Source organism: Streptomyces sp. NPDC005799 (assembly GCF_040630525.1).
GTDB classification, from domain to species: Bacteria; Actinomycetota; Actinomycetes; order Streptomycetales; family Streptomycetaceae; genus Streptomyces; species Streptomyces griseorubiginosus_B.
Window position 1 is genome coordinate 1 of the sequence record NZ_JBEXXQ010000061.1, and the last position, 16,723, is coordinate 16,723.

At 68.6% G+C, this 16,723-nt stretch carries 15 protein-coding genes; 12 read left to right on the top strand and 3 right to left on the bottom strand.

Annotated elements, in window-relative coordinates; translation table 11 throughout:
- The 4 genes from ABZ453_RS41410 to ABZ453_RS41425 all read left to right on the top strand — a co-directional run.
- Positions 1-573 (top strand): vitamin B12 dependent-methionine synthase activation domain-containing protein (locus ABZ453_RS41410; protein WP_359023666.1); only part of this gene is annotated, 573 nt, incomplete at its 5' end.
- Between the two features lie 211 nt (positions 574-784).
- A complete protein-coding gene (locus ABZ453_RS41415) occupies positions 785-1,483 on the top strand; it encodes an HAD family phosphatase (RefSeq protein ID WP_359023668.1) in 699 nt (232 codons plus the stop codon).
- A 374-nt stretch (positions 1,484-1,857) separates the two neighbouring features.
- The gene (locus ABZ453_RS41420) at positions 1,858-3,462 is read left to right on the top strand and encodes an ABC transporter substrate-binding protein (RefSeq protein WP_359023670.1); all 1,605 of its coding nucleotides are present in this window, start codon (positions 1,858-1,860) and stop codon (positions 3,460-3,462) included.
- Positions 3,463-3,529: 67 nt separating this feature from the next.
- Entirely contained in the window at positions 3,530-5,110 is a 1,581-nt protein-coding gene (locus ABZ453_RS41425) for an ABC transporter substrate-binding protein (RefSeq protein WP_359023672.1), read from the top strand.
- A 75-nt stretch (positions 5,111-5,185) separates the two neighbouring features.
- Here ABZ453_RS41425 and ABZ453_RS41430 read toward each other — a convergent pair whose 3' ends face one another.
- A complete protein-coding gene (locus ABZ453_RS41430; RefSeq protein WP_058926326.1) occupies positions 5,186-5,857 on the bottom strand; it encodes a response regulator transcription factor in 672 nt (223 codons plus the stop codon).
- Positions 5,858-5,871: 14 nt separating this feature from the next.
- On the bottom strand, positions 5,872-7,023 hold the full coding sequence (locus ABZ453_RS41435; protein ID WP_359023674.1) for a PD-(D/E)XK nuclease family protein: 1,152 nt from the start codon (positions 7,021-7,023) through the stop codon (positions 5,872-5,874).
- Positions 7,024-7,198: 175 nt separating this feature from the next.
- Between ABZ453_RS41435 and ABZ453_RS41440 the strand changes: the two genes are divergently transcribed.
- From ABZ453_RS41440 to ABZ453_RS41450, 3 genes are all read left to right on the top strand, one after another.
- Positions 7,199-8,992: a site-2 protease family protein gene (locus tag ABZ453_RS41440; RefSeq protein WP_359023676.1), complete on the top strand. Its 1,794-nt coding sequence runs from the start codon at positions 7,199-7,201 to the stop codon at positions 8,990-8,992.
- 38 nt (positions 8,993-9,030) lie between these two features.
- A complete protein-coding gene (locus tag ABZ453_RS41445; RefSeq protein ID WP_208781314.1) occupies positions 9,031-9,930 on the top strand; it encodes a tRNA (adenine-N1)-methyltransferase in 900 nt (299 codons plus the stop codon).
- A 222-nt stretch (positions 9,931-10,152) separates the two neighbouring features.
- On the top strand, positions 10,153-10,725 hold the full coding sequence (locus ABZ453_RS41450) for a hypothetical protein (RefSeq protein WP_359023678.1): 573 nt from the start codon (positions 10,153-10,155) through the stop codon (positions 10,723-10,725).
- A gap of 58 nt (positions 10,726-10,783) precedes the next feature.
- On the opposite strand, the gene ABZ453_RS41455 is transcribed toward ABZ453_RS41450, so the two are convergent.
- Positions 10,784-11,089, bottom strand: a complete 306-nt coding sequence (locus ABZ453_RS41455) for a ferredoxin (protein WP_359023680.1) — start codon at positions 11,087-11,089, stop codon at positions 10,784-10,786.
- A gap of 243 nt (positions 11,090-11,332) precedes the next feature.
- Between ABZ453_RS41455 and arc the strand changes: the two genes are divergently transcribed.
- The 5 genes from arc (at position 11,333) to prcB (ending at position 16,681) form a co-directional block, all read left to right on the top strand.
- Positions 11,333-13,099, top strand: a complete 1,767-nt coding sequence (gene arc, locus ABZ453_RS41460) for a proteasome ATPase (RefSeq protein WP_133045027.1) — start codon at positions 11,333-11,335, stop codon at positions 13,097-13,099.
- A 245-nt stretch (positions 13,100-13,344) separates the two neighbouring features.
- Positions 13,345-14,856 (top strand): depupylase/deamidase Dop, encoded by a 1,512-nt coding sequence (gene dop / locus ABZ453_RS41465; protein ID WP_359023682.1) that lies wholly within the window; start codon positions 13,345-13,347, stop codon positions 14,854-14,856.
- Positions 14,857-15,010: 154 nt separating this feature from the next.
- Positions 15,011-15,229, top strand: coding sequence for a ubiquitin-like protein Pup (locus ABZ453_RS41470; RefSeq protein ID WP_133045026.1), 219 nt, complete (start codon positions 15,011-15,013; stop codon positions 15,227-15,229).
- A 43-nt stretch (positions 15,230-15,272) separates the two neighbouring features.
- Positions 15,273-15,884, top strand: coding sequence for an endonuclease VII domain-containing protein (locus ABZ453_RS41475; protein WP_359023683.1), 612 nt, complete (start codon positions 15,273-15,275; stop codon positions 15,882-15,884).
- Positions 15,836-16,681 (top strand): proteasome subunit beta, encoded by an 846-nt coding sequence (gene prcB, locus ABZ453_RS41480; protein ID WP_359023685.1) that lies wholly within the window; start codon positions 15,836-15,838, stop codon positions 16,679-16,681. The genes ABZ453_RS41475 and prcB overlap by 49 nt, the downstream gene beginning before the upstream one ends.
- Positions 16,682-16,723 lie beyond the last annotated feature (42 nt).

The following is a 16,723-nucleotide window of genomic DNA, read 5'->3' on the forward strand; positions in this document are numbered from 1 at the left end:
GCCGTGGTCTACGGCTACTTCCCCTGCGTCTCCAAGGACGACGACCTGATCATCCTGGACGAGCACGGCAACGAGCGCACCCGCTTCACCTTCCCGCGCCAGCGCCGTGGCCGCCGCCTCTGTCTCGCGGACTTCTTCCGTCCGCAGGAGTCCGGCGAGACCGATGTCGTAGGCCTGCAGGTCGTCACCGTCGGGTCCAGGATCGGCGAGGAGACCGCGAAGCTCTTCGAGGCCAACTCCTACCGCGACTACCTGGAACTGCACGGTCTGTCCGTGCAGTTGGCCGAGGCGCTCGCGGAGTACTGGCACGCGCGGGTGCGTTCGGAGCTGGGCTTCTCCGGTGAGGACCCGAGCGACATCGAGGACATGTTCGCCCTGAAGTACCGTGGCGCCCGGTTCTCGCTCGGCTACGGAGCGTGCCCGAACCTGGAGGACCGCGCCAAGATCGCCGACCTGCTCGAACCGGAACGCATCGGCGTCCGCCTGTCCGAGGAGTTCCAGCTGCACCCGGAGCAGTCCACGGACGCCATCGTGATCCACCACCCCGAGGCGAAGTACTTCAACGCCCGCTGAGGGGCCACGCGGGAAAAGCACCCCGAAAGGGGCCGCCTGAGGGCGCATCGGCGCACCTCAGGACGGCCCCCGGCGGTAGTGACGGTGTGCCCCGGGCCACGACGGTTAAACGAGGCGCTTCCGCCGCGAGAGACGTACACTGGTCGGTCCACTGCAGGCCGGTTCCCCGCGCGGGAACCGGCCTGATCGTCCCTCAAGGAGGTGCGCCCGGATGACCAGTACGGTCCCCGCGCTCGGAACCCGTACGGCCGAAGGCTCAGCCCTGCAGGCCGTGCTCCTCGACATGGACGGCACCCTGGTGGACACCGAGGGTTTCTGGTGGGACGTGGAGGTGGAGATCTTCGCGCGCCTCGGCCACGCCCTCGACGACTCCTGGCGCCATGTCGTGGTCGGCGGTCCCATGACCCGCAGCGCGGGGTTCCTGATCGAGGCCACCGGTGCGGACATCGAGCTCGCCGAGCTCACAGTCCTGCTCAACCAGGGCTTCGAGGACCGCATCGACCGCGTCCTGCCGCTGATGCCGGGCGCCGCGAGACTCCTCGCCGAACTCTCCGAGTACGAGATCCCTACCGCCCTGGTCTCCGCCTCCCACCGGCGCATCATCGACCGGGTGCTCACCTCGCTCGGGCCGCAGCACTTCGCGCTGTCGGTGGCCGGCGACGAGGTGCCGCGGACCAAGCCGCACCCCGACCCGTACCTGACCGCAGCGGCCGGGCTCGGCGTGGATCCGGCCAGATGCGCGGTCGTCGAGGACACCGCGACCGGCGTCGCGGCGGCCGAGGCCGCCGGCTGCCATGTCGTGGTGGTGCCCTCCGTGGCACCGATCGCCCCCGCCGTCCGCAGAACCGTCGTGGGCTCCCTGGAAGAGGTCGACTTGGCATTTCTCCGGGGTCTGATCACCGACTCATGACGGAAAAGGAATTCGCCTTCCGACGGATGACCGAATTCCAGTACTGTTGCCGCCCGTTGGGTATGTGAGGTTCCCCACTTGCACGGGGGTCGACAGTCACGGTCGGTTGTGCAGGTTGCCCCTGTTCTCCATGATCAGGCGTGCCTTTGTGTCCCGATTGATGGAAGGCTGCACTAATCCTTCCCCCGAAGGGTTTTCGGTCTGTCCACGCCCGGTTTCACTGCGTGATGGCGTCTCAACTCCGGTGACTGCGGGTCCCCGTCCAGGTGCGGACTAATCTCGTCGCGAGAACCTCGCCCCTACCCCCCGTGTTCCGCCGCGACACCCCTGCATGCCGGGTACACGGACCTGAACAGCTCTGGAGAATCACGAGCATGAACCGCAAGACAATGGTGCTGCCTGCCGTCGTCGGCCTGCTGGCGCCCGTGCTCGCCGCCTGCGGAGGGTCCGGCAGCGGCAGTGGCGGCGGTGACGCCATCGTCGTCGGCACCACGGACCGGTTCACCGTGACCAAGGCCGCGCCTGCGCCGCTGGATCCGGCGTACGCGTACGACGTCGGCACCTGGAACATCCTGCGCCAGACCGTGCAGACGCTGATGATCCAGCCCAAGGGCGAGGGTGACCCGGTGCCCGAGGCGGCCCAGAAGTGCGGCTTCACCGACAGCGGCAACGAGCGCTACGCGTGCACCCTGCGCGACGGCCTCAAGTTCGCCAACGGCGACAAGATCACCGCGGCCGACGTGAAGTACTCCATCGACCGCGCCCGCGCCATCAAGGCCGACTCCGGCGTCTCCGCCCTGCTGAACACCGTCCAGACCGTCGAGACGCAGGGCGACAACGAGGTCATCTTCCACCTCAGGACCGCCGACGCCACCTTCCCGTACAAGCTGTCGACCCCGGTCGCCGGCATCGTCAACCCGGACGACTACGAGAAGAACAAGCTGCGCGACGGCTTCGACGTCGACGGCTCCGGCCCGTACACCCTGTCGGCCGACGTCAAGGACAACGCGATCGTCAAGGCCACGTTCACCAAGAACCCCAACTACAAGGGGACGCTCAAGGTGAACAACTCCAAGGTCGAGATGGTCTCCTACGACGACGCCTCCGCCATGGGCACCGCCCTGGACAAGGGTGACATCGACGTCATGACCCGCACGATGTCCCCCGACCTGATCCAGAAGCTGTCGGCCGGCACCAACAGCAGCGAGGACCTGGTCGAGATGTCCGGCCTGGAGATCCGCTACCTCGCCTTCAACACGAACGCGCCCTCGGTGAAGGACAAGGCCGTCCGCCAGGCGATGGCCCAGCTGATCAACCGCGGCGAGCTGGTCTCCAAGGTCTACGGCACCCAGGCCGACCCCCTGTACTCGCTGGTCGCGGCCGGCGTCACCGGCCACTCCAACTCGTTCTTCAACAAGTACGGCGAGCCGAGCGTCCCCAAGGCCAAGTCCCTGCTGATCAAGGCCGGCATCAACACACCGGTCAAGCTGACGCTGCACTACACGACCGACCACTACGGCTCGGCCACCGCGAAGGAATTCCAGATCCTGCAGAAGCAGCTCAACGACAGCGGTCTGTTCGACGTCAGCATCCAGGGCGCCAAGTGGGACGACTTCGTTCCGGCCGAGCGCAAGGGCAAGTACGACGTCTGGGGCATGGGCTGGTTCCCGGACTTCCCGGACCCCGACAACTACCTGGCGCCGTTCCTCGACACGGACAACTTCCTGAAGCTGCCGTACAAGAACAGCAGGATCATCAACACCCTGATCCCGGACTCCCGCCGCGAGGCCGACCGCATCGCCGCCGGCGATGACCTCGCGACGATCCAGGACATCGTCGCCGACGACGTTCCGATCCTTCCGCTGTGGCAGGGCAAGCAGTACGTCGCCGCCCGCGACGACGTCACGGGAACCGCCTACGCGCTCAACTCCTCCTCCACCCTTCAGCTCTGGGAGCTCGGCCGGGGCACCAGCAACTGACCTCCTGTGCCCGGGGCTCGGGGACGGCGGCCCCGGGCTTCCGACAACCGACGACAAGGCACCCGCTGTGAAGATGCGTAACCAGTGGCCGGTCCTGCCCATAGTGGCGGGGCTGGCCTCCGGCCTTTTGACCGGCTGCGGCACCGAGGACGGTGGCTCCGGGGGAACCGGCTCCTCGGTGGTGATGGGGATGTCCGACGACGTCCTCGCCACCGACCCCGCCTCCGGCTACGATCCCGGCTCCTGGCTGCTGTTCAACAACGTCTTCCAGTCGCTGCTCAGCTTCCCCAACGGCGGCACCGAACCCGAGCCGGAGGCCGCCAAGTCCTGCTCGTTCACCGACACGTCGACCAAGGTCTACCAGTGCACGCTCAGGGACGGCCTGAAGTTCAGCAACGGTGACGAACTCACCTCGCAGGACGTCAAGTTCTCCTTCGACCGCACGCTGAAGATCAACGACGCGGCCGGTCCCGCGATCATGTTCCCCATGCTGGACAAGGTCGAGGCACCGGACGCCAGGACCGTCGTCTTCCGGCTGAAGGTCCCCGACGCCACCTTCCCGAGCAAGATCGCATCCGGCGCGGGCTCCATCGTCGACCACCGGCAGTACGACGGCGACAAGCTGCGCAAGGACGACAAGGCGGTCGGCTCCGGCCCCTACAAGCTGGACTCCTTCGGCGACGACAAGGCCGTCTTCTCGGTCAACGAGAACTACAAGGGCACCGCGAAGGCCAAGAACTCCGGAGTGACCCTGAAGTTCTTCCACGGCGACCAGTCCGCCCTGAAGAAGGCCCTCCAGGACGACGGGATCGACATCGCCTACCGGGGGCTGACCGCGAACGACATCGCCGACCTCCAGAACGCCGGCAACGGCTCCAAGACCGAGGTCGTCGAGGGCAGCAGCGCCGAGGTCCAGCACCTGGTCTTCAACATGAACGACCCGGTCGCCGGGAAGCTCGGCGTCCGCAAGGCCATCGCCTACCTGCTCGACCGCGACGCCCTCATGAAGGACGTCTACCAGGGCACCGCCACCCCGCTGTACTCGATCATCCCGGCGGGCATCGCGGGCCACAACACGGCCTTCTTCGACACCTACGGCGCCAGCCCCTCACGCGCCAAGGCCGCCGCCGCGCTCGCGGCCGACAACATCAGCGGCAAGGTCGAACTGACCCTCTGGTCCACCCCGTCGCGCTACGGCCCGGCCACCGACCAGGAGCTCAAGGAGATAGCCCGGCAGCTCAACGCCAGCGGGCTGTTCGCCGCCACCGTGAAATCCGTCGCCTTCGACCAGTACGAGAAGGACATCGCGGCCGGCAAGTACGGCGTGTACGTGAAGGGCTGGGTCCCCGACTACCCCGACGCCGACAACTTCACCGCGCCCTTCTTCGGCAAGGGCAACGTGCTGGGCAACAACTACAGCAACACCACCATCACCAGCACCCTCATCCCACGCACCGCCGCCGAGAGCGACCGCGCCGCGACCGACGCCGACTACGGCAAGCTGCAGGACATCGTCGCCGACCAGCTCCCGGTCCTCCCGGTCTGGCAGGCCAAGCAGTACGCCGTCACCCGGGAGAACGTCTACGGCCTGGAGTACTGCCTCGACGCGTCCACGGTGTTCCGCTTCTGGGAACTCAGCAAGGGCTGACAGCCGGACACACGAAGGGGGCCCCTCGCGACGGCGAGCGGCCCCCTTCGTCGTACGGCCTTCTACTGCGCGCTTCTACTGCGCGCCGGGGCGCACCAGCCCGCTCTCGTACGCGTACACCGCGGCCTGCACCCGGTCGCGCAGCCCCAGCTTCGTCAGGACGTGGCCGACGTGCGTCTTCACGGTCGTCTCGCTGACGAACAGGTCCGCCGCGATCTCCGCGTTGGACAGCCCGCGCGCCACCAGCTTCAGCACCTCCACCTCGCGCTCGGTGAGCGTGTGCAGCGTGTCCGGAACGGGCTCGTCGCCGGAGGGCAGGTGCGTCGCGTACTTGTCGAGCAGCCGCCGGGTGATGCTCGGCGCCAGCATGGCCTCGCCCGCGGCCACCACCCGGATCGCCTGGACGAGCTCGTTGGCCGGCGCGTCCTTCAGCAGGAAGCCGCTGGCCCCCGCGCGCAGGGCCTCCACCACGTACTCGTCGAGATCGAAGGTGGTCAGCACCAGTACCTTCGCCGGGCCGTCCCGCCCGGGGCCGGTGATCTGCCGGGTCGCCTCCACTCCGTCCATCCGGGGCATCCGGATGTCCATCAGGACCACGTCGGGCTGCAGTGCCCGCACCTGGTCCAGGGCCTGGAGGCCGTCTCCGGCCTCGCCGACGACCGCGAGGTCCTGCTCCGCCTCCAGGATCATCCGGAAGCCGGTACGCAGCAGCGGCTGGTCGTCGACCAGTAGGACGCGGATGGCCACGTAACTCTCCTTCGCTAGTCCGGCCCCATTCTGCCCTGCGCGATGTCGACGGGCCCGACCGCCCTCACCGGCAGCGGATACGGCGGGGGAGTGCCGCCGAACTCCGGACAGTGGGTCTGGTGGTCGCACCAGCCGCACAGCTTGGTGGGACGCGGCCGCCAGTCGCCGGACTCCGTCGCCTGCCGGATCGCCTCCCACAGCGCGAGCAGCTTGCGCTCGACGCGCTCCAGGTCGGCGAGGACGGGGTCGTACGTCAGGACGTCGCCGCTGCCCAGGTACACGAGTTGCAGCCGACGCGGGACGACGCGCTTCAGGCGCCACACCACCAGGGCGTAGAACTTCATCTGGAACAGGGCGCCTTCGGCGTACTCGGGGCGGGGTGCCTTGCCCGTCTTGTAGTCGACGATCCGCACCTCGCCGGTGGGGGCCACGTCCACGCGGTCGATGATCCCGCGCAGCCGCAGCCCCGAGTCCAGCTCCGCCTCGACGAACAACTCCCGCTCGGCGGGCTCCAGCCGGGTCGGGTCCTCCAGCGTGAACCAGCGCTCCACCAGCTGCTCGGCCTCGCCCAGCCAGCGAGCGAGGCGCTCCCCGCCGGGATCGTCCTCGAACAGCTCCACCACCTCGGGCCGGTTCTCCCTCAGCCGGTCCCACTGGCCGGGGATCAGCGCCTTGGCCCGAGGCGCGGTCCGATCCCCGGCGGGCGCGTCGAACAGCCGCTCCAGCACCGCGTGCACGAGCGTTCCGCGCGTCGCCGCCTCACTCGGCTTCTCGGGCAGCCGGTCGATCACCCGGAACCGGTAGAGCAGGGGGCACTGCATGAAGTCACTGGCACGGGACGGGGAGAGGCCGGCGGGGGGTACGGCGACGGGGGCACCGGTCACCGCCGCCTCATCCGGGTCTATCGCCGTCGCTTCCGGTTCGCTTGCGGCTGTCGCATCCGTTCTCGTCGCTTCGGCCTCCTGGGCTGGTGCCGCTGTCGCGCCGACGCCCGAGGAAGCGGTCGGCTCCAGCAGCGTCTCCGCCCCCGCCTCGGCTTCCGGCGCGACGGCTTGCGCCTCGGCCTCCGGCGCGACGGACGCCGTCTCCCCGGCCGCCACCTGCGGATCCGGTTGTGCGGCGGCTTCGCCCCTGGCCTCCGCCGCGCCCTCCGTACTCGTCTCCATGACCCCAGACCATACGGCCCGCCACTGACAGTGACCCAGCCGCCGCCGGGACAGCGGCGACCGGCGGGGAAACACGGGGGGTGCCGGGGCGGAACGTGCCGCGACGGCCGCATACCATCGACCCGAGACCCTTCCGCCGCGCAGGCGCGGAAGACGCTTCTAACGAGGGGACATCGTGGACCAGAGCGGCGGGAGCGGGCCGCGGCCCGGCACCGACGAGCCGGCCGAGCACCACGCAGGGCCTCCGGCCCCGGCCACCCCCTCATCCACCCCGACCGACCGCCCCCCCACGGACCCGCCCCGGTCCACCACGACGAGGAAACCGGCCGAGGGGGACCCGCGGATGGGCAACAGCACGGAGACACCGCCGACCGAGGAACAGGACGGGACCCACGCGGAGAGCCACGCCGCCGACGGCAGCGACGGCAGCGACGGCGGTGAGGATCCGCGTGCGCTTACCGCGGAAGAGGGCAGCGGGTCCTCGGAGAGCGAGCCCGAGGCCGGCGACGCGAAGTCCCCGGCGGGGGACGACGCCGCCGCGAAGCCTCACGCGCGGGACGGCGACGGCGTCCACGGCACCGGCGACCAGCGCGACCCCGAGGCGCCCGGCGACCAGGACCACGCACCCGATCACCGCACCGACAACCCCGAGCACGGCCCCCACGCCGCTCACGACGCGCACCCGGAGCGGCCGGCCGCGCGGACCGACCACACAGACCACGGTCTCGGCACGCGACCCGGCCACGGCCCGGACACCCACCCCGACCGCGCCGTCGCCCACGGCGGTGTCAAGAACCCTCCGCCCCAGCGGCCCGAGTCCCCCCGGGGCGGGCTCCTCATGGGCCGTCCGTTCGGTGTGCCCGTCTACGTCGCCCCCAGCTGGTTCCTCGTGGCCGCGCTGATCACCTGGGTGTTCGGTGGACAGCTCGACCGGGTGCTGCCCGAACTCGGCGCCGCCCGCTACCTCGTCTCCCTCTTCTTCGCCGTCGCCTTCTACGCCTCCGTCCTCGTCCACGAGCTCGCCCACACGGTCGCCGCGCTCCGCTTCAAGCTCCCCGTCCGCCGCATCCAGCTCCAGTTCTTCGGCGGCGTCTCCGAGATCGAGAAGGAGGCGGAGACCCCCGGCAGGGAGTTCGTGCTGGCCTTCGTGGGGCCCCTGCTCTCCCTGGTCCTCGCCGGGATCTTCTACGTCGCCCTGCAACCCGTCGAGCCCGGCACCGTCCCCGGCGTCCTGCTGGCCGGCCTGATGATCTCCAACCTCATCGTGGCCGTCTTCAACCTCCTGCCCGGCCTCCCCCTGGACGGCGGCCGTATGCTCCGCGCCGTCGTCTGGAAGATCACCGGCAAACCCATGAGCGGCACCATCGCCGCCGCCTGGGTCGGCCGCGCGCTCGCCGTCTCCGTACTGATCGGCCTCCCGCTGCTCACCCAGTCCGGCGCGCTCGGCTCCACCGCCGAGGACAGCGTCGGCATGGACACCGTCACCGACGCCCTGCTCGCCGCGATCCTCGCCGCGATCATCTGGACCGGCGCCGGCAACAGCCTCCGTATGGCCCGCCTGCGGGAACACCTCCCGGAGCTGCGCGCCCGCAACCTCACCCGGCGCGCCGTCCCGGTCGAGACCGACACCCCCCTCTCCGAGGCCCTGCGCCGCGCCAACGCCGCCGGCGCCCGCGCCCTGGTCGTCGTCGACTCCGACGGTGCCCCGCTCTCCCTGGTCCGCGAGGCCGCCATCGTGGGCGTGCCGGAACACCGGCGCCCCTGGGTCGCGGTCAGCGGCCTCGCCCAGGAACTCACCGACGGCATGCGCGTTTCGGCGGAACTGGCGGGCGAGGACCTGCTCGACGCCCTGCGCGCGACCCCCGCCACCGAGTACCTGGTCGTGGAGGAGACCGGCGAGATCTACGGAGTGCTCTCGGCGGCGGACGTGGAGCGCGCCTTCGTGAAGGCGATGGCCAGGCCGTCCTAGTGGTCGGCGGCCTCCCCAAACCCCGGTAGGCTGTTCACATGTCCGAACCGACCGGTGCCGCCCGCAGGCGCGGGCCCTTCAAGGTCGGGGACCAGGTACAGCTGACCGACCCCAAGGGCCGCCACTACACGTTCACGCTCGAGGACGGGAAGAACTTCCACACCCACAAGGGTTCCTTCCCGCACGACGAACTGATCGGCGCTCCCGAGGGCAGCGTTGTCCGCACCACCGGTAACGTCGCCTACCTCGCGCTGCGCCCCCTGCTCCCCGACTACGTCCTGTCCATGCCCCGCGGGGCCGCCGTCGTCTACCCCAAGGACGCCGGGCAGATCCTCGCCTTCGCGGACATCTTCCCCGGCGCCCGCGTCGTGGAGGCCGGCGTCGGCTCCGGCTCGCTCAGCAGCTTCCTGCTGCGCGCCATCGGCGACCAGGGCATGCTGCACAGCTACGAGCGCCGCGAGGACTTCGCCGAGATCGCCCAGCAGAACGTCGAGCGCTACTTCGGCGGCCCGCACCCCGCCTGGCAGCTCACCGTCGGCGACCTCCAGGACAACCTCTCCGACACCGACGTCGACCGCGTCATCCTCGACATGCTCGCCCCCTGGGAGTGCCTGGAGGCCGTCTCCAAGGCACTGGTCCCCGGCGGCATCCTGTGCTGCTACGTCGCCACCACCACCCAGCTCGCCCGGACCGTCGAGTCCATCCGCGAGATCGGCTGCTTCAACGAGCCGACCGCCTGGGAGACGATGATCCGCAACTGGCACATCGAGGGCCTGGCCGTCCGCCCCGACCACCGGATGATCGGCCACACCGGCTTCCTGCTCACCGCCCGCCGCCTCGCCGACGGCGTCGAGCCCCCCATGCGCCGCCGCCGGCCCGCCAAGGGCGCCTACGGCGAGGACTACGCCGGACCCAACGCCGAAGGCGGCGGCCGCTGAGGCGACCGCGCACCGCAGTCAACGTGTCGGCGCTGCGGCGGAGTTCCCGTAAACCGTACGGAACTCCGCCGCAGCGCCTTTTGCTTGACACCCCGCCACAAACCGTACGATCCGGGCATCCCCGGTGTTCGTCACCCCGGACCCCGGCGTTCCACCCCACTGTGACGTGTGGCACGATGCAGGCCACTCCCACCGGCACAGCCCTCCCAGGAGACGCTCCTAGTGCAGCAATCCGCCGTTCCGGAACTCGCGCACACCCAGACCCGCCCGATCCACTGGGTCGCCACCGCAGCGGCCGTCGCCGGAGTGATGGCGCTCTCCTCGCTCCTGCAGTCCAACCCGGCCACGGCGGCCCAGCCGGCCGGCCCACGGACCAAGGCCGCGCACACGGCCACCGCGCCCGGCACGGCGGGACTGGCCTTCCCGATCACCTGCGGTCCGGTGAAGGCGGTCGTACGGAAGAAGGCCAGCGGGGACCTGGACGGCGACGGCAACCCCGAGACCGTCGCGGTCGTGCACTGCGACGCCCCCATGGGCACCCCGCCCGACGGGGTCTACGTCATCACACGCGCGTCCGACGGCAAGCCCCGTGTGGTCGCCACCCTCCTCGCCCCCAAGACCGGCGACACGGTGAGTGACTTCGCCGTACGCGACGGAGCCGTCACCGCGACCGTCTTCGGCTACTCCTCCGACGACGTGCCCCGCTGCTGCCCCGACATCACCGACCACGTGAAGTGGCAGTGGAAGAGCGGCGCGTTCGTGCGCTCGACACCCGCCGGTACCCACAGCGTCTGAGACCCGCTATGCGCGTGTGTGAGAAATCAGACAGTCGTAACGGCTCGTGCCCGTTACATCACTCAGCGTCCGGACCGTAGACCTCGACCCTGTCCGAAACGCGGCGGACATGAATGCACTCACCCGGACATTCCTTCGCCGAATCCACGACATCCGTCAGAAGCGGCAACGGCACGGGCGTTGTGGCCCCGGGCACCTGCAACAACTCGTCCCCAGCGCCCTTCACATAGGCCAGACCGTCGATGTCCAGCTCGAACACCTCCGGCGCGTACTGCGCACAGATGCCGTCGCCGGTACACAGGTCCTGGTCGATCCAGACCTCCAGTTCCTCGCCGTCGGCCACGGCCTCCTGCTGCACGCTCATCTCTCCTGCCGTTTACAAGTCGAGCCGACGGGAATCCGGCCAGCTCTGACGGGTGTTGAACACTGTGACCCTACCTCCGGCAGCTTTCCAATCATGTTCGGTGGGTATTCCCCTGGCGTGAGGGAGAGCGCAAGGGTGAAGATCGGACACACCCCTACCGTCTTTGTGATCTAGGGGTTTCAATCGACACCCACCCAGGTAGGGTCTGGAAGCGTCCAGCTCCCCTTGGAGGAGGTGAGGACCGTGGCAGCCCACGACGACGACATGAACCGCGGCATCCGCCCGGGACGCGGGTCCGACGACCCGGCCGGGCAGATTGCCTACCTTGAGCAGGAGATCGCCGTCCTGCGACGCAAGCTCGCCGACTCTCCGCGACACACGAGGATTCTCGAAGAGCGGATCGTCGAGCTGCAGACCAACCTGGCCGGCGTGTCCGCGCAGAACGAGCGACTCGCCAACACGCTCCGTGAGGCCCGCGACCAGATCGTGGCCCTCAAGGAGGAGGTCGACCGGCTCGCACAGCCGCCGGCCGGCTTCGGTGTCTTCCTCGCAGCGAACGAGGACGGCACGGCCGACATCTTCACCGGCGGCCGCAAGCTCCGCGTGAACGTCAGCCCCAGCGTCGACCTCGAAGAGCTCCGACGCGGCCAGGAAGTAATGCTCAACGAAGCGCTCAACGTGGTCGAAGCCATGGAGTTCGAGCGCGTCGGGGACATCGTCACCCTCAAGGAGATCCTCGAGGACGGCGAGCGCGCCCTGGTGCTCGGGCACACCGACGAGGAACGGGTGGTACGGCTCGCCGAGCCGCTGCTGGACGTCACCATCCGCCCCGGCGACGCCCTGCTGCTCGAACCCCGTTCCGGCTATGTCTACGAGATCGTTCCGAAGAGCGAGGTCGAGGAACTCGTCCTCGAAGAAGTACCCGACATCGGCTACGAGCAGATCGGCGGCCTCGGCGGCCAGATCGAGGCCATCCGCGACGCGGTCGAGCTGCCGTACCTCTACCCCGACCTGTTCAAGGAGCACGAACTGCGGCCGCCCAAGGGCGTGCTGCTGTACGGACCGCCCGGATGCGGCAAGACGCTCATCGCCAAGGCCGTCGCCAACTCGCTGGCCAAGAAGGTCGCCGAGGTCACCGGCCAGGCCCAGGGCAAGAGCTTCTTCCTCAACATCAAGGGCCCCGAGCTGCTGAACAAGTACGTCGGCGAGACCGAGCGGCAAATCCGCCTCGTCTTCCAGCGCGCCCGGGAGAAGGCCAGCGAGGGCACCCCCGTCATCGTCTTCTTCGACGAGATGGAATCCCTCTTCCGCACCCGCGGCTCCGGCGTCAGCTCGGACGTGGAGAACACCATCGTCCCCCAGCTGCTCGCCGAGATCGACGGTGTCGAAGGCCTGCAGAACGTGGTCGTCATCGGCGCCTCCAACCGCGAGGACATGATCGACCCCGCCATCCTGCGCCCCGGCCGCCTCGACGTGAAGATCAAGATCGAACGCCCCGACGCCGAAGCCGCCAAGGACATCTTCGGCAAGTACCTCACAGAACGCCTCCCGCTGCACGCCGACGACCTCGGCGAACACGGCGGCAGCAAGACGACCACCGTCGAAAGCATGATCCAGACGGCCGTCGAGCACATGTACGCGGAATCCGAGGAAAACCGCTTCCTGGAGGTCACCTACGCCAACGGTGACAAGGAAGTCCTCTACTTCAAGGACTTCAACTCCGGCGCCATGATCGAGAACATCGTCGGCCGCGCCAAGAAGATGGCGATCAAGGACTTCCTCGACCACAACCAGAAGGGCCTCCGCGTCTCCCACCTCCTCCAGGCATGCGTGGACGAGTTCAAGGAGAACGAGGACCTGCCCAACACCACCAACCCCGACGACTGGGCCAGGATCTCCGGAAAGAAGGGCGAACGGATCGTCTACATCCGTACCCTCATCACCGGAAAGCAGGGCGCAGACACCGGACGCTCCATCGACACGGTGGCGAACACCGGTCAGTACCTGTAAACACAGGGCGGCTGCGGGTGCCCTCCACGGGGTACCCGCAGCCGACTGTTTTTCAGGCAACTAACCGGAACAAAGGCGAGCAAGGCAATGACGCAAATGATCTCCCCACCAGCGCAAAGCCGTTCTAGGCTCTTCGGTACCGCCGAGTCGCGCAGTGCGGGGACGGGCACCGCACACGCACCGGAGCGCCAGCGGTACTTGAGCGGCGTCCCCGACCGAGGGCGCCGCCGGGCAAGGAGGGCCGCATGACCGTACGGCGAGTAATGGGCATCGAGACGGAGTACGGCATCTCCGTCCCCGGCCACCCGAACGCCAATGCCATGCTCACCTCGTCCCAGATCGTCAACGCCTACGCGGCGGCGATGCACCGGGCCCGCCGGGCTCGCTGGGACTTCGAGGAGGAGAACCCGCTGCGCGACGCACGGGGCTTCGACCTCGCACGCGAGGCCGCCGACGCCAGCCAGCTCACCGACGAGGACATCGGCCTCGCCAACGTCATCCTCACCAACGGCGCACGACTCTACGTCGACCACGCGCACCCCGAGTACAGCGCGCCCGAGGTCACCAACCCCCGCGACGCCGTCCTCTGGGACAAGGCCGGCGAACGGATCATGGCCGAGGCCGCCGAACGCGCGGCCCAGCTCCCCGGCGCACAGCCGATCCACCTCTACAAGAACAACACCGACAACAAGGGCGCCTCCTACGGCACGCACGAGAACTACCTGATGAAACGGGAAACCCCTTTCTCGGACATCGTGCGCCACCTCACGCCCTTCTTCGTCTCCCGCCAGGTCGTCACCGGCGCCGGCCGCGTCGGCATCGGCCAGGACGGCCACGAACACGGCTTCCAGCTCAGCCAGCGCGCCGACTACTTCGAGGTCGAGGTCGGCCTGGAGACCACGCTCAAGCGCCCCATCATCAACACGCGCGACGAGCCCCACGCAGACGCGGAGAAATACCGCCGCCTGCACGTGATCATCGGCGACGCCAACCTCTCCGAGATCTCCACCTACCTGAAGCTGGGCACGACCGCACTGGTCCTGTCCATGATCGAAGACGGCTTCATCGCCGTCGACCTGGCTGTGGACCAGCCCGTCCGCACCCTCCATCAGGTCTCCCACGACCCCACGCTCCAACGCCTGGTCACCCTCCGCAGCGGCCGCACACTCACCGCGGTCCAGCTCCAGATGGAGTACTACGAGCTGTCCCGCAAGTACGTCGAGGAGCGCTTCGGGGCCGACGCGGACGAACAGACCAAGGACGTCCTGGCCCGCTGGGAGGACACCCTCAACCGCCTGGAGAACGACCCGATGAGCCTGGCCGGCGAGCTGGACTGGGTCGCCAAGCGGGAGCTCATGGAGGGCTACCGGCGTCGCGACGACCTCGACTGGGACGCCGCCAAGCTCCACCTCCTCGACCTGCAGTACGCCGACGTAAGGGCCGAGAAGGGCCTCTACAACCGGCTGGCGGCCCGCGGACGCATCAAGCGGCTGCTGACCGAGGACGAGGTCGAGCAGGCCCGTACGAAGCCGCCGGAGGACACCCGCGCCTACTTCCGCGGACGCTGCCTCGAGCAGTACGCGGACGACGTCGCGGCCGCCTCCTGGGACTCGGTGATCTTCGACCTCCCGGGACGGGACTCGCTCCAGCGCGTCCCAACCCTCGAACCGCTTCGCGGAACGCGAAATCACGTCAAGGAGCTCCTGGACCGCTGCCGCACCGCGGAAGACCTGGTCAGGGTGCTGTCGGGCGGCTGACCGGGTACCCGGGCCGTCTCCGCCCGGCAGGGTGGAAAAGTCGGCGTAAGGGAATCATCGAGGTGGTCCCCGTACGTTGAGGGAATGCGGGGCCGATGTCGGACCCTGCTTGTAGGGTCTGATCAAGAACGTCGAACCGAGCGGGGTGAGGGTTATGGCGACCAAGGACACCGGCGGCGGCCAGCAGAAGGCGACGCGCTCCACGGAGGAGGTCGAGGAGCAGGCGACAGAGGCGCAGGGCTCCGAGGACCTGAAGGAGCGCCACGAGAAGCTGAGCGACGACGTGGACTCCGTCCTGGATGAAATCGATGATGTGCTCGAGGAGAACGCCGAGGATTTCGTGAGGTCCTTCGTGCAAAAGGGTGGACAGTAAAGGCTGGCTGGTTTCCTGGCCTTCGAATTGAAGGTTGCGGGGGATGGGATTGGCTGACGAGTCGAGCGCGAAGCGATGCAGGAAATGCAAGCTGGACCTGCCTCTTGCCGCGTTTGCGCGAGACAGAAATCGGCGTGATGGCCTGCAGGCGGACTGCCGGAAGTGCGTGGCGGAGTACAGCGCCGCGCACTACCGGCGTCGTCGGGAAGCCGAGGGGAAGTCGGTCCGGGAGAAGGTCTTCGTCCCGGCTGGGCACAAGCTCTGCCGGACGTGTGGCGAGGTCAAGCCCCACAGCGCATGGCATCGCAACGCCTCGGCATCAGACGGTCTCTCGACGAGGTGCAAGGCGTGTAGGGCTGAGCGCGGGCGGCAGGACCACCTGAAGCGGCAGTACGGCATCACCGAAGCCGAGCGGGACGCGTTGGTTGCCTCTCAAGGGGGCGTCTGCTGCATATGTTTGGCGGCTGTACCGGAGCATGTGGATCACTGCCACAAGACGGGTAGGGTCCGAGGCGTACTGTGCTTCAGCTGCAACGCCGCACTGGGGCAGTTCAAGGATCGGCCCGATGCCATAAGGCGGGCTGCTGCTTATGTGGAAGGAATCGCGTGGAAGCCAACACTCGTAGCACCGGGCGTCTACCAGCTGCCTTCCTGACGCCTGGGTCCTCGTCGTTCATGGACTTCCTGTCCGAGCACCAGCCGGAGATGCTGCCGGGCAACCGGCAACTGCCCCCGACGCAGGGTGTGATCGAGGCGCCGCACGGGACGACCATCGTCGCCGTCACGTTCCCGGGCGGGGTCGTGCTCGCCGGTGACCGCCGGGCCACCATGGGCAATGTGATCGCCCAGCGCGACATCGAGAAGGTTTTCCCCGCCGACGAGTACTCGGCCGTCGGCATCGCCGGCACCGCCGGTCTCGCCGTGGAGATGGTCAAGCTGTTCCAGCTGGAGCTGGAGCACTTCGAGAAGGTCGAGGGTGCGCAGCTGTCGCTGGAGGGCAAGGCGAACCGGCTGTCGACCATGATCCGTTCCAACCTCGGCATGGCCATGCAGGGCCTGGCCGTGGTCCCGCTCTTCGCCGGTTATGACGTGGACCGTGAGAAGGGCCGCATCTTTTCCTACGACGTGACGGGCGGCCGCAGCGAGGAGCACGGCTACGCGGCCACGGGCTCCGGTTCGATCTTCGCGCGCGGTGCCATGAAGAAGCTGTTCCGTGAGGACCTGTCCGAGGGGCAGGCGACCACGCTGGTGGTGCAGGCTCTCTACGACGCGGCAGACGACGACTCGGCGACCGGTGGTCCCGATGTCGCCCGCCGGATCTACCCGATCGTCACCGTGATCACCGAGGGCGGTTTCCGTCGGCTCACCGAGGACGAGTCCTCCGAGATCGCCCGCTCGATCCTGGAGCGGCGCCTCGAGCAGCCCGACGGCCCGCGGGCCGCGCTGCTGTAGCGGCGGCCGGTTTCTTGTGAAGGTGATCCAGTTGACCTCGAC

Bases quoted from the DNA above. Each gene is read 5' to 3' on its own strand.
- ABZ453_RS41455 (WP_359023680.1), bottom strand. From the start codon at position 11,089: ATGAGCGTGCAGCAGGAGGCCGTGGCCGACGGCGAGGAACTGGAGGTC.
- ABZ453_RS41475 (WP_359023683.1), top strand. From the start codon at position 15,273: ATGGGATTGGCTGACGAGTCGAGCGCGAAGCGATGCAGGAAATGCAAG.
- ABZ453_RS41420 (WP_359023670.1), top strand. From the start codon at position 1,858: ATGAACCGCAAGACAATGGTGCTGCCTGCCGTCGTCGGCCTGCTGGCG.
- ABZ453_RS41435 (WP_359023674.1), bottom strand. From the start codon at position 7,023: ATGGAGACGAGTACGGAGGGCGCGGCGGAGGCCAGGGGCGAAGCCGCC.
- dop (WP_359023682.1), top strand. From the start codon at position 13,345: ATGACCGTACGGCGAGTAATGGGCATCGAGACGGAGTACGGCATCTCC.
- ABZ453_RS41415 (WP_359023668.1), top strand. From the start codon at position 785: ATGACCAGTACGGTCCCCGCGCTCGGAACCCGTACGGCCGAAGGCTCA.
- ABZ453_RS41445 (WP_208781314.1), top strand. From the start codon at position 9,031: ATGTCCGAACCGACCGGTGCCGCCCGCAGGCGCGGGCCCTTCAAGGTC.
- ABZ453_RS41470 (WP_133045026.1), top strand. From the start codon at position 15,011: ATGGCGACCAAGGACACCGGCGGCGGCCAGCAGAAGGCGACGCGCTCC.